Below are 12,790 nucleotides of genomic sequence, written 5' to 3' on the forward strand. Positions count from 1 at the left end.
GGGGGCCCCCCCCGCGGAAAAAACGGGGGGCAGGCGGCCATTCCGCACGCGGGCCGCCGGGGGGGGGGTGAGGCGCCCCCCAAACGGGGCCTGGGGCAGCTCCGGTCAAAAAGGAGCGGGCGCGCTGCGGCGCGCCCGATCCTTTTCGACTGGCGTGATCGATCTATTCGGCGGCCAGCGCCAGTTGCGGCTTTTCGGCTTCCTGGCTCAGTTCCAGATCGTCCGTCCGTCCCTCCGCCCCGCGCTTTTTCGGCTCCCGGCCGAAGAACAGGGCGTAACCGGCCGGCAGGACCAGGATGGTCAGCACCGTGGCAACCAGGATGCCGCCCATCATGGCGTAGGCGAGCGGACCCCAGAAGACGCCGCGCGAGATCGGGATCAGCGCCAGCACCGCCGTCAGCGCCGTCAGCGTGATCGGCCGGAAACGGCGAACGGCCGAACCGATGATGGCCTCGTAGCGGTCCATGCCCGCGGCGATGTCCTGGTCGATCTGGTCGACCAGGATGATCGAGTTGCGCATGATGATGCCGAGCAGCGCGATGACGCCGAGAATGGCGACGAAGCCGAACGGCGCACCGCTGATCAGGAGTGCCGCGGCAGCACCGATAATGCCAAGCGGACCGGTCGCCAGCACCAGCATCGCCTTGCCGAAGTTCTGCAGCTGGATCATCAAAAGCACGACAATGACGGCCAGCATGATCGGTGCCTTGGCGGCGATCGAAGCCTGGCTTTCCGCCGAATCCTCCGCACCGCCCTGGATTTCGATCTTGTAACCGGGCGCCAGACCCGCACGCAGGTCCTTCATGTCGTTGTACATCTTGGTGACGACGTCGTTGGACTGCACGCCGTCGGGCAAGGTGGCGCGCACGCTGATGGTCGGCAGGCGGTCGCGGCGCCATTCGATGCCTTGCTCCAGCACCGGCACCACCTTGGCCACCTGCGACAGCGGCACGAAACCGCCGAAGTCGGTCGGGATATAGACCGAGTCGACCGAGGACAGCAGGCTGCGGCTGGCATTCGGCTCGCGGGCGACGATGGACACCGTCTCCTCGCCGTCGCGGAAGTCGTCGAGCGGCGCGCCGGACATCGTCGCCTGCAGCATCTGGCGGATGCGCTGCGAGGTGACGCCGAGTGCGCGGGCACGATCCTGGTCGATGACCAGCTTCATCGCCGGAACCGGCTCCAGCCAGTCATCATGCACGGCGCCAAGCAGCGGATCTTCACGGAACTTCGCCTTCACCTGGTCGGCGATGCGGCGCACCTCCTGGCGATCCGGCCCCATGACGCGCATCTGCACCGGCCAGCCGGTCGGCGGACCGAGGAACAGACGATCGACCTTGGCACGGATGGACGGGAAGTCTTGCGCCAGAACGGTGCGCAACTTGACGATCAGACGCTCGCGAGCCGGTTCGTCATTGGCCATGACGAGCAACTGGGCAAAGTTGGGGTTGCTCAGCTGCTGGTCGAGCGGCAGGAAGAAGCGCGGCGCGCCCTCGCCGATATAGGTGGCGATGAAACGCTTGTCCTTGTCGTCCATCATCTTGGTCTCGAGCGCCTTGGCCTGCGCCTCGACTTCCTTGATGCTGGTGCCTTCCGGCAGCCAAAGGTCGACGAGGATTTCCGGCCGCGACGATTGCGGGAAGAAGTTCTGCGGAATGAACTGGAAAGCCCACAGGCTGGTGCCGAAGGTGACCAGCGTCATCACCAGGACGATGATGCGATGGCGCACGGCCCAGCTGACGGTGGCACGAAGCCGGCGGTAGAAACGCGTGTCGAAGACATCGTGATGGCTGCCGGCATGCTTGCGCTGCTTGAGGATCATGTTGCCGAGCCATGGCGTGAAATAGACCGCGACGAACCAGGAGACGATCAGCGCGATGCCGACGACATAGAACAGCGTGCGGACATATTCGCCGGCGGTCGAGGCCGCGAAGCCGACCGGAATAAAGCCGGCCGTGGTGATCAGCGTGCCGGTCAGCATCGGGAAGGCGGTCGAGGAATAGGCGAAGCTCGCCGCCTCGACCTTGACCATTCCCTCCTCCAGCTTGCGCTCCATCATCTCGACGACGATCATCGCGTCGTCGACCAGAAGACCGAGCGCGATGATCAGCGCGCCGAGCGAGATGCGCTGCAGGTCGATGCCGAGCTCGTACATGATGGCGAAGGTCGCGGCCAGCACCAGCGGGATGGCGATGGCAATGACCAGGCCGGAACGCCAACCGATCGACAGGAACGAGACCACGAGCACGATCAGCAACGCTTCGCCAAGCGCATGCATGAACTCCGCCACCGCATCGGTGACGACGCCCGGCTGGTCGGAGATCTGGTCGACCGCAACGCCGTAGGGCAGCGCCTCTTCGAAGCGCTTGTAGGTGGCCTCGACATCCTTGCCGACATCGGTAACCTTGAAGCCCTTGGCCATGACGACGCCCAACTGCACGCTGTCGTGACCGTTGAAGCGGTACTTTCGCTGGAACGGATCCTGCAACCCCGAACTCACCGTGGCGATGTCGCCCAGCCTCGTGACCTGACCGCCGGCGCGCAGGCGCAGGTTCCTGATATCCTCGACCTTGCCGACATCGCCCTCGACGGAAATGCGCACCGAGTTGGTGCCGGTATCGACGGAGCCGGCCGGGTCGACATTGTTCTGTCCCTTGATCGCATTCTGCAGATCGGTCAGCGTCAGGCCGCGTTCGGCCAGGGCCTTGGACGAGACGTCGATGTAGAGCTTTTCAGGCTGGTCGCCGATGATGACGGCCTTCTCGACGCCGGGCGTCGTCAAAAGCATGTCGCGCGCCTGGATGGCGAACTTCTTCAGCTCGGGATAGCTGAAGCCATCGCCGCTGATCGAATGCAGGGTGATGAAGGTGTCGCCGAATTCATCGTTGAAATAGGGGCCGAGCAGACCTTGTGGCAAGTCACCGGCAATGTCACCGACCTTCTTGCGCACCTGGTAGAACGCGTCGGTCACCTCGGCGGTGTTGGTGTCGCCCTTGATCTGCACGGTGATGATGGCGCTGCCGGCGCGGGTGAAGGAGCGCACGAAATCGAGATGCGGCGTCTCCTGCAGCTTGCGTTCGATCTTGTTGACGACCTGGTCTTCCATCTCCTGGATCGAGGAGCCCGGCCAGATCGCCTGGACGACCATGACCCGGAAGGTGAAATCGGGATCTTCCTTCTGGCCCATGCGCATCAGGCCGAGCGCGCCGGAAATGATGATCAGGCCGAACAGGAACCGCGCAATGGCGGGATGGCCGATTGCCCAGCGCGACAGGTTGAAGGGCCGCTTCTCTTCCGTGGAATTGGTCATCGACGCTGGTCCATCTATCTAGCGCAACAAAATCGAGGGTTCGTAGTGGCTTCCGGGCGGCAAGGCTCTCCCAGCGGAGAAGCACTCATCGCGGTGGGACGCGAAATCGATGTGGGGGTTACATCAATCGAGCGTCTCGGTCGGGCGCCTGCCGCCCGGAAACCAGCGGCTGCGGGAACGCGCAGCCGGTTGTCTGTCGTCAGCGCACCTGCTTGGCGTCGCCGTCCGCCGCGGATGCCGATTGCAGCGCCGTATCACCGGCGAGCTTCACCTTGAGGTTCTCGGTCATGAATTGCGTGCCGGCGGCGACCACGACATCGCCGGGTTTCAAACCCTCCGCGACACGCACGCCATCGGCGGCGAACTCGGCAACCTTGATCGGACGAGCATGAACGGTGTCGGCGCCACGATCGACGGTCCAGACGATCGATTGGGTGCCTTGCTCGGCCAGTGCGCTCAGGGGGATCGAGACCAGCTGCCGCTCATTGGCCGCCGTGGCTTCGATGCTGGCGGTCATGCCGAGCAGCACACGCGGATCGTTGGGCAGGCTGACGCGGACGGCAAAGGTGCGCGATTGCGGATCGGCGCTGCCGGCGACTTCGCGGACCTTGCCGTCGAGCGCCAGCGCATCGTCGGACCAGAAGCCCGCCTTGACCGCCTTGCCCGGCTTGAATTCGGCGATTTCCATTTCGGGGACGGCGATCAGCACTTCCTTTTCGCCGTCGACAGCGACAGTGACAACCGGCGTGCCGGAACCGACCACCTGGCCAACGTCGGCGCTGACCGTGGTGACGATGCCATCCCTGTCGGCCTTGAGATCGGTATAACCGACCTGGTTCTTCGCCTGAGCCAGTGTCGAAAGGGCGGAATCACGGGTGGCGACCGCTTGGTCATAGGTCAAGGTCGCCTGTTCGAGCTGTGATTTCGGGGCAAAATTCTTGGCAAAAAGCTGCTCGGCACGCTTGCGGGCGAGTTCCACGGTCTCGACCTGCCGCTCGGCGGCATCGAGCGCTGCCTGCGCGCTCTTGACCGAAAGGTCGTAGTCAATGGGATCGATGCGGGCGAGCACATCGCCCGAGGCCACATGCTGGCCGATATCGACGAGGCGCTCGGTGATCTTGCCATTGACGCGGAATGCCAGAGCGCTCTCGGTGCGGGCCCTCACCGAGCCGGAATAGGAGAGCGTGCGGGTGTCATGTACCTTCGCGATCTCGACAACCTTGACCGGGCGGATGATATCCTTGACTTCGGCTTTTTCCTGGCTGCAGCCGGCAAGCCCGAGAGTGGCGGTGACAAGCAGCACCGGGCCTACAGCGGGCAACCTGCCGATGATTGAACTGAACGAAGACACGCGCGTACTCCCGAAAAATGGAGATGAATCGTTGAAACCGGCGCCCGACGGGCGGAGGCTACTTCAAGGCCTTGATTGCATAGTCGACGAGGTCGTCAGGCATTGCCCGGTTGGTCTTGGCAAGGCATTGCGCCACCATCTGCGGGTGACACAGGATGACGGTCGCGGCGCCGAAACAGCGAGACGCGATAACCGGATCCTGTTTTCTGAACTCACCGGCCTCGATCCCGTCACGAATGATTTCCGCGAACAGGTCGTGAATGCTGTCGACATGCTTGTCGATCACACCCCAATCCCGTTCGAGGGCGACGATGACCATCTCGTGGACCTTCTGGTCGTCGAGCATGACCTCCATCGTCATCTTGTATTGCGCATGCACGTAGCGCCGGAGCCGCTCCTCGGCGCTGATCGGCAGGCGCGAAATCTCGTAGGCCATCTTGTAGCTGGCGCCGAGCATCCGGCCGCAGACGGCCTGGTGGATTTCGACCTTGGAGGCGAAGAAACGGTAGATGTTGGCCGGCGACATGCCGAGCTCACGCGCAATGTCGGCGACATTGGTCTTGCCGTAGCCATAGTGCCGGAACAGGCGCTCGGCGCAATCGAGAATGCGCGTTACATTTTCCTGTCGGGCGGCTTCGGCGACTATGGTGGCGGCTTCGGACATGATCCTCTATCGATTTACGAGTGACGAATTTTGATTTTCATCACTCGTAAATCGAAAAGAAGGACCTGTCAATGCGAATTCGGTATACACGTACGAATGGTGACAGATGGTGACAGTGAGAAGGTGGAATCGACGATCGCTGTTAGCGGCTGGCCCTGATGAATTCGTCATCCTAGGGCGAAGCAAGGAGCGAAGCGACGCGGCGCAGACCCTAGGATCCATGCCGCGGCGTTGGTCAAAGAGTGCGACGGATCAATAGGTTACACCGGTCAGCGAGCTGTAGCCTGCAGCCGCCATTCTCGACTGTCGGAGCTCGGCCGCAAGGTGACGGCATGGATCCCTTGGGCTGCGGAGCAGCTCCAGGGTTTCCGCGACGTCACTCGCGACTGCTACACCCTAGGATGACGAAGCCCGCGACAAGTTGTCGAGGCGAAGCATGGGTGGCGATGCAGCTAAGCCCCCTTGGCCATCTCGCGTAGCCGGAATTTCTGGATCTTGCCGGTCGAGGTTTTCGGGATTTCGGCGAAGATGACCGCCTTCGGCACTTTGAACCGGGCAAGCAGCGCGCGGCAGTGATTGATGATCTCGACTTCGGTCGCGACCTTGCCGGGTTTCAGCTCGACATAGGCAACAGGCACTTCGCCCCATTTGTCGTCGGGCCTGGCGACGACGCCGCAAGAGGCAACCGACGGGTGCTTGTAGAGCGCGTCCTCGACCTCGATAGAGGAAATGTTCTCGCCACCGGAGATGATGATGTCCTTGGAGCGGTCCTTGAGCTGGATGTAGCCATCGGGGTGCATGACGCCGAGATCGCCGGAATGGAACCAGCCGCCGGCGAAGGCTTCGTCGCTCGCCTTGCGGTTTTTCAGGTAGCCCTTCATGACGATGTTGCCGCGGAACATGACCTCGCCGATTGTCTCGCCGTCGGCCGGTGTCGTCCGCATCGTCTCGGGGTCCATGACCGTCAGGCCTTCGAGCGCTGCATAGCGCACGCCCTGCCGCGCCTTCCTGGCGCTGCGCTCGCCCTTTTCGAGATCATCCCAGGCGCCGTGCCATTCGTTGACGACCGCCGGGCCATAGGTCTCGGTCAGGCCGTAGAGATGGGTGACGGCAAAGCCGGCATCCGCCATCCCCGACAGCACGGCTTCCGGCGGGGGTGCTGCAGCCGTGTTGAAAGTGACCGTCTGCGGAAATGCGCGCTTGTCCTCGTCCCTGGCATTGATCAGCACCGACATGACGACCGGCGCGCCGCACAGATGGGTGACGCCCTGATCGGCGATCGCATCGTAGATCGGCTTCGGCCGCACCCAGCGCAGACAGACATGGGTGCCGGCCTGGACGGCGAGCGTCCAGGGAAAGCACCAGCCATTGCAGTGGAACATCGGCAGCGTCCACAAATAGACCGCGTGCTTGGCCATACCGGCATGGATGGTGTTGGTGTAGGCCATCAGGGCCGCACCGCGATGGTGGTAGACGACGCCCTTCGGATTGCCCGTCGTTCCGGACGTGTAGTTGAGCGAAATCGCATCCCACTCGTCGTCGGGCATCGACCAGGCGAAGTCCGCGTCGCCGCCTGCGACAAATGCCTCATAGTCCAGTGAGCCTACCCGCTCGCCCTTTGGGTACGGCGCGTCGGCGGCGTATTCGGGATCGTCATAGTCGATGACCAGCGGCTTGACCCTGGCCAGTTCCAGGGCCTGCTTGACGACGCCGGAGAATTCGCGGTCGACGATCAGCACCTTGGTCTCGGCATGATCGAGTTGGAAGGCGATGACCGCCGCATCGAGGCGGGTGTTGAGCGAATGCAGCACCGCCTTGGTCATCGGCACGCCGAAATGCGCCTCCAGCATCGGCGGCGTGTTTGACAGCATGACGGTGACGGTGTCGCCCTTGCCGATGCCGCGCTTCTGAAGGGCCGAGGCAAGCTTCAGCGACCGCTGCCAGAAAGTGCGATAGTCGATGCGCTGGCGGCCATGGATGATGGCGATATGGTCGGGATAGGTCTTGGCCGCGCGCTCCAGATAGGTGAGCGGCGTCAGCGGCTGATGGTTGGCCGCGTTCTTGTCGAGATCCTGTTCGTAAGGATTGCCCATCCCATGCTCCCCGCGATTTTCTTTCAGACGTTCTAATCACAGGCTTGGGCCGCGTCACCACAAACGATGCCAGGACAGAGCGCATTCGGCACAATGATGAACCAGATTCGGCGCAAGCGGGAGCATCGCATACCTCTGCCCAGTTTGACTTTTGTCGAGAGCCGTGAATAATGTCAGCTGAGGAGACGGCATGGCGATCCGACCGGCAGAACAACTCATCCACAAGGCCGCCTGGCTCTACTATGCCCATGGCCTGCGGCAGGACCAGGTGGCGAGCCAGCTTAACATTTCCCGTGCCTCGGTCGCCATGTACCTGCGCAAGGCGCGCGAGACCGGCATCGTCAACATCTCGACTTCGACCCAGCTTTTCACCGACGACGTGCTGGCGCGCAAGCTCGAGGATGCGCTGAGCCTCGACGCCGTCTGGATCGCGCCGGAGAATGATCATATTGCCGACCCGTCGACGGAAATCGCCGTGCTGGCGGCGAGCGTCTTTCTCGAACTGGTCAAGAAGGGCGACCGCATCGGCGTCGCCTGGGGCCGCACCGTCTATATGATTGCCGACGTCATGTCCTATGCCGATCTGCAGGATGTCACGGTGGTGCAGCTCTGCGGCAATCTCGGCGCGCCCTATTCCTATCGCCCCGACCAATGCACTATGGAAATCGCGCGGCGGCTCAACGCCAAAGGGCTCAATTTCTACGCGCCGCTGGTGCTGTCTACGGAAGAACTTGCGCGTGCGCTGCGTGCCGAGCCGGTGATCCGGGAACAATTGTCGGGTGTCGGCGAATGCGACCTGGCGTTATACTCGGTCGGCGCGGTCGACGCCGACAGCCATCTGGTCAAATGCGGCGCGCTGACGCCAAGCGAAATGGCGGATCTGCGCAGCCAAGGCGCTGCCGGCGTGATTGCCGGGCAGATCATAGACGCCGAGGGCAAGGTGCTCGACTGCAGTTATAACAGGCGGGTGATCTCCGCCGAGCTTGCATCGCTGCGCGCCATCGCCAGGCGGTTGGTGGTGGTGCAGGAGGACAGCAAGTTCGAACCGCTGCTCGCGGCGATCGCCGGCGGCCTTTGCACGCATCTGGTGGTCGGCGCACACATGGCGCAGCGGCTCCTGGATCATGCGGCTGCCACGACAGAAAAGGCCTCCTAGGAAATCCCCTCTCCGTCGCCGGCGCATTGTCATCAAAGCGTCGCGGCATTCCTGTTTCACCATCAAAGACAAACAACCGGACGAAGCGAACATGAAGAATTTGTGGAATGACGAAGCAGCCGAAAAACTCGTCGCAGACTACGCGAAAAAGGGTGTCGGCCGCGACCTGGCGCTGCGCGTCTACACGACCCGGCTGCTCGGCGGCGAACCACGGCTGGTCCTGCATGGCGGCGGCAACACCTCTTGCAAGACGACGGCAACCGACCTCGTCGGCGACCAGTGGGACGTGCTGTGCGTCAAGGGCAGCGGCTGGGACATGGGCGTCATCGAGCCGCAGGGCCTGCCGGCGGTCAAGCTCAAGCCGCTGCTCAAGGCGCGCGCGCTGAACAGGCTGGCCGACGAGGACATGGTTGCCCTGCAACGCGTCAACCTCATCGATCCGTCCTCGCCCAACCCGTCGGTCGAGACGCTGCTGCATGCCTTCCTGCCGCACAAATTCGTCGACCACACGCACTCGACCGCCATTCTCGCCATCGTCGACCAGGAGGACTCCAAGCCGCTGGTGACCACGGTTTTCGGCGCCAAGATGGGCTATGTGCCCTACATCATGCCCGGCTTCGACCTCGCCAAGGCGGCTGCCGACATCTTCGACGCCGATCCTGATGTCGAGGGCCTGATCCTCGACAAGCATGGCATCTTCACCTTCGGCGACGATGCGAAGCAGGCCTACGACCGGATGATCCATTATGTGAACGTCGCCGAGGACTTCATTGCCGCAAGTGGCAAGCCGAAGGCGGCAAAGGCAGCCTTGCCGGCAAAGCTCGCGACGCCGGCGTCGATCGCGCCGATGCTGCGCGGCGCGGTGGCGGTAGCGCGCGGCGAAGGCCGCTTCGACCGGATGGTCAGCGATTTCCGCACTTCGCCGGCAATTGTCGATTTCATCAATTCAGCCGAGATCGCCGATTATGCCGGGCGCGGCGTCTCGACGCCCGATCTGTCGATCCGCATCAAGACCGGGCCGATGGCGCTGCCGGCGCCCGACGCGGACAAGGCCGGCGACTACAAGGCGGTGATCAAGAGCCATGTCGACGCGTTCGCCAAGGATTATCGCGCCTATTTCGAAACCAACGATGCGCTCGACGACGTCAAGCGCACCATGCTTGACCAGATGCCGCGGCTGACGCTGGTGCCCGGCCTCGGCATGTTCGGCCACGGCCGCACCCTGAAGGACGCGAAGATCGCGTCGGATGTCGGTGAGATGTGGATCGAGGCAGTGCGTGGCGCCGAGGCCGTCGGCCGGTTCCATCCGCTTTCCAAGGCCGACCTGTTCCCGCTCGAATACTGGTCGCTGGAACAGGCCAAGCTCGCCTCCAACAAGCCGAAGCCGCTGACCGGCCAGGTGGTGCTGATCACCGGCGGTGCCGGCGCGATCGGTGCAGCGACGGCAAAGCTGTTCGCCGACAATGGCGCCCATGCCGTCGTCGTCGATCTCGACGCCGAAAAAGCCGCCGATGCAGCGAAGAAAGCCGGCAACAATTCGATCGGCGTCGCCGCAGACATCACCGACCCGGCACAGGTGCGTGCCGCCTTCGACAAAGCGGTCGCCGTGTTCGGCGGTGTCGACATCCTGGTTTCCAATGCCGGCGCCGCCTGGGAAGGCCGCATCGGCGAGCTTGACGACGCGCTCCTGCGCAAGAGTTTCGAGCTCAATTTCTTCGCCCACCAATCGGTGGCGCAGAATGCCGTGCGCATCATGCTCGAGCAGGGCACCGGCGGCGTGCTTCTGTTCAACACCTCCAAGCAGGCCGTCAACCCCGGCCCGAAGTTCGGCGCCTATGGCGTGCCGAAGGCGGCGACGCTGTTCCTGTCCAGGCAGTACGCGCTCGACCATGGCGCGCATGGCATCCGCTCGAACGCCGTCAACGCCGACCGCATCCGCTCGGGCCTTTTGACCGACGCCATGATTGCCAGCCGCTCAGGCGCGCGCGGCGTGTCGGAGAAGGACTACATGTCCGGCAATCTGCTCGGCCAGGAAGTGACGGCGCAGGACGTGGCGCAGGCCTTCCTGCATCATGCGCTGGCCGACCGCACCACCGCCGACGTGACGACCGTCGACGGCGGCAATATCGCGGCAGCGCTGCGGTAGGGAAACCGGCCGAGACTGACGCAAAACAGGCGAAGGTATTCGGGATCTGCAGCTACAGCAGTTCTCGGATGCCTTCCCACGCCATTCTGCCCAACCGTGATTCGGCCTCGTCATTGCCGCCATGTGCATGCAATGTCGAGCGTGGTGTGTTCTCGCCAGGCAAGAGAATGCGATGCCCCGCATCCGGCGATGACACGAGATGTGTGATCTTGCCTGCTTCGCTGCGCCGCCGGACAATTTCTGTCGCGAACCATAGGGAGGGCCACAGCGCATCGTCGCCGCCTGCGACCAGCAGGATCTCGGCCGATGCGGTCTCAACGGGGATGGTCGCCGCAGCCGCTTCCTGCCTGAAGGTTTTCAAGCAATGTTCGAAGAGTCCCCTGTAGGATACCAAGCCATCCACGTATTCTGGTGTCCAGTTTGGATCCGTCGGCACAAATGGCAGGGGAATTCCGTCGAGCGACCATGAGGATCGTTCAGGCCAACTGACGCCATCCCGGCCAGCACCAATATTTCCCCAAGTCACCGATGACGGGCTGATGGCGACCACAGCGTCGATGCGCGGGTCATGGACCGCCGCAAGCAGTGAGGCCTCGGCACCCTTGGATGTGCCGACATAGACGATGCGGTGGCATCCTGTTTCAAGGAGACAATCGGTTGCCGCGAAGAAGGTTTCGAGGGGAATTTCGCATATTCCGGGAGGCTGGCCCTCACCGCCAAACCATTGCAGGGCCAAAGCCGACGAGCCCTCGTTTGCAAAGAGCCGTGGGCGCCCAACATCGACGCGGCCACTCGACCCACCCAACACCACGACACCCGTGGTGGCCTGCGGGCGTCGAAACAAGGTTCCGGCGACGGCGCCGGACAGGTTTTCCTCGATTGCCGCCTGAGCTTCCATATACGCACCGAACCTTGGGCCGGAGCCTGGCGCCGGCTGCAGATATTCAGCAAAAAGGCCGCCTGCAGCAAGCGGCTGCAGGCGGCCTTCGATAGCGAAAGTTACTTGGCGTTCGGGTTCGGCATCCAGGCCGGCATCGCGACATCGGCGTGGGCGAACTGCGGCAGCTTGGCCGACAGGTCCTCCATGTTCTTGATGTCCTTGTCGATGAGGTCCTTCTGGGTGATCAGTGTCGGCGGCACGACGACGTTGTGGCCGGGGTCTTCACCGGCCAGCAGCTGTGCCAGCGCACGCACCGAGACCTGGCCGACGACGGCCGGATTGGTCGCGGCGGTCGCGGCCCAGGCGCTGTCGGGTTCGCGCATCGCGGCGATGTCCGACGTCGAGATATCGGCCGAATAGATCTTGATGCCCTTGTTCAAGCCCGCCTCATCGACAGCGATCTTCACGCCCTTGGCGAATTCGTCATAGGGAGCGAACATCACCTTGATGTCGGGATGCGCCGTCAGCACCGAACGCGCCTGGTTGGCGACGGAGTTGGCGATCGGATTGTCGAGCGTGCCGAACATCGCGACTTCCTTGATGCCGGCATATTTCTTCTTAACGTCAACCCAGGTCTCGTTGCGGCGGTCGAGCGGCGCGATGCCGGCGACATAGACATAGCCGGCATTCCAGCTTTCGCCATTGTCCTTGACCGCCTGCTCGAGCGCGAGGCGGGCCAGGTCGCGATCGGACTGTTCGATCTGCGGGATCTTGGGGTTTTCGACATTGACGTCGAAGGCCACAACCTTGATGCCGGCGTCGACCGCACGCTGCGCGGCGTCCTTCATCGATTCCGTCAGGCCGTGCTGGATGATGATACCGTGCACGCCGAGCGCGATGGCCTGATCGACCATGTCGGACTGAAGAGCCGCATCCTGGCGGCTGTCGAGGACGCGCAGGTCGATGCCGAGCGCCTTCGACTGCGCCTCGACGCCCGAGAGATAGGCCTGGAAGAAGTCACCGGTCGAGAGATAGCGCACCAGCGCGATCTTGACGCCGGGCTTGTCGAAGGGCGCCGGCTTGTCCGCGGCAAAAGCCGGAAACTGCATCAGCATGGTTGCGCCGGTCAATCCGAGCGCCACCTTCCCCAGAAGTCTTCTTGTAATGCTCACTTTGTTTTCCTCCACTCT

General features: G+C 63.1%; 8 protein-coding genes. 2 read left to right on the top strand and 6 right to left on the bottom strand.

Translation table 11 applies throughout. From position 1 onward, the window contains the following. Nucleotides 1-163 precede the first annotated feature (163 nt). The 4 genes from AC0L2D_RS15295 to AC0L2D_RS15310 all read right to left on the bottom strand — a co-directional run bounded on the left by AC0L2D_RS15295 (nucleotide 164) and on the right by AC0L2D_RS15310 (nucleotide 7,418). On the bottom strand, nucleotides 164-3,310 hold the full coding sequence (locus AC0L2D_RS15295) for an efflux RND transporter permease subunit (RefSeq protein ID WP_013532913.1): 3,147 nt from the start codon (nucleotides 3,308-3,310) through the stop codon (nucleotides 164-166). 199 nt (nucleotides 3,311-3,509) lie between these two features. Further along, nucleotides 3,510-4,661, bottom strand: a complete 1,152-nt coding sequence (locus tag AC0L2D_RS15300) for an efflux RND transporter periplasmic adaptor subunit (RefSeq protein ID WP_013532914.1) — start codon at nucleotides 4,659-4,661, stop codon at nucleotides 3,510-3,512. A gap of 58 nt (nucleotides 4,662-4,719) precedes the next feature. Beyond that, the gene (locus AC0L2D_RS15305) at nucleotides 4,720-5,325 is read right to left on the bottom strand and encodes a TetR/AcrR family transcriptional regulator (RefSeq protein ID WP_013532915.1); all 606 of its coding nucleotides are present in this window, start codon (nucleotides 5,323-5,325) and stop codon (nucleotides 4,720-4,722) included. A 452-nt stretch (nucleotides 5,326-5,777) separates the two neighbouring features. Beyond that, the gene (locus AC0L2D_RS15310) at nucleotides 5,778-7,418 is read right to left on the bottom strand and encodes an acyl-CoA synthetase (protein ID WP_064995082.1); all 1,641 of its coding nucleotides are present in this window, start codon (nucleotides 7,416-7,418) and stop codon (nucleotides 5,778-5,780) included. A 190-nt stretch (nucleotides 7,419-7,608) separates the two neighbouring features. Between AC0L2D_RS15310 and AC0L2D_RS15315 the strand changes: the two genes are divergently transcribed. Next, a complete protein-coding gene (locus AC0L2D_RS15315; RefSeq protein WP_013532917.1) occupies nucleotides 7,609-8,574 on the top strand; it encodes a sugar-binding transcriptional regulator in 966 nt (321 codons plus the stop codon). A gap of 91 nt (nucleotides 8,575-8,665) precedes the next feature. Next, the gene (locus AC0L2D_RS15320; RefSeq protein WP_473541451.1) at nucleotides 8,666-10,720 is read left to right on the top strand and encodes a bifunctional aldolase/short-chain dehydrogenase; all 2,055 of its coding nucleotides are present in this window, start codon (nucleotides 8,666-8,668) and stop codon (nucleotides 10,718-10,720) included. Between the two features lie 52 nt (nucleotides 10,721-10,772). Here the strand turns inward: AC0L2D_RS15320 and AC0L2D_RS15325 are convergent, their stop codons facing one another. Both AC0L2D_RS15325 and AC0L2D_RS15330 read right to left on the bottom strand, forming a co-directional pair. Continuing rightward, nucleotides 10,773-11,618 (bottom strand): acyl-CoA thioester hydrolase/BAAT C-terminal domain-containing protein, encoded by an 846-nt coding sequence (locus AC0L2D_RS15325; protein WP_473541452.1) that lies wholly within the window; start codon nucleotides 11,616-11,618, stop codon nucleotides 10,773-10,775. A gap of 101 nt (nucleotides 11,619-11,719) precedes the next feature. Beyond that, nucleotides 11,720-12,772 (bottom strand): substrate-binding domain-containing protein, encoded by a 1,053-nt coding sequence (locus AC0L2D_RS15330; RefSeq protein WP_473541453.1) that lies wholly within the window; start codon nucleotides 12,770-12,772, stop codon nucleotides 11,720-11,722. Nucleotides 12,773-12,790: the final 18 nt, after the last annotated feature.

The sequence above is a fragment of the Mesorhizobium sp. WSM4833 genome (assembly GCF_055811095.1).

What these genes read in the sequence shown, in the direction of transcription:
- AC0L2D_RS15295 (WP_013532913.1), bottom strand. Translation starts at nt 3,310, where the DNA reads ATGACCAATTCCACGGAAGAGAAGCGGCCCTTCAACCTGTCGCGCTGG.
- AC0L2D_RS15305 (WP_013532915.1), bottom strand. Translation starts at nt 5,325, where the DNA reads ATGTCCGAAGCCGCCACCATAGTCGCCGAAGCCGCCCGACAGGAAAAT.
- AC0L2D_RS15310 (WP_064995082.1), bottom strand. Translation starts at nt 7,418, where the DNA reads ATGGGCAATCCTTACGAACAGGATCTCGACAAGAACGCGGCCAACCAT.
- AC0L2D_RS15315 (WP_013532917.1), top strand. Translation starts at nt 7,609, where the DNA reads ATGGCGATCCGACCGGCAGAACAACTCATCCACAAGGCCGCCTGGCTC.
- AC0L2D_RS15320 (WP_473541451.1), top strand. Translation starts at nt 8,666, where the DNA reads ATGAAGAATTTGTGGAATGACGAAGCAGCCGAAAAACTCGTCGCAGAC.
- AC0L2D_RS15325 (WP_473541452.1), bottom strand. Translation starts at nt 11,618, where the DNA reads ATGGAAGCTCAGGCGGCAATCGAGGAAAACCTGTCCGGCGCCGTCGCC.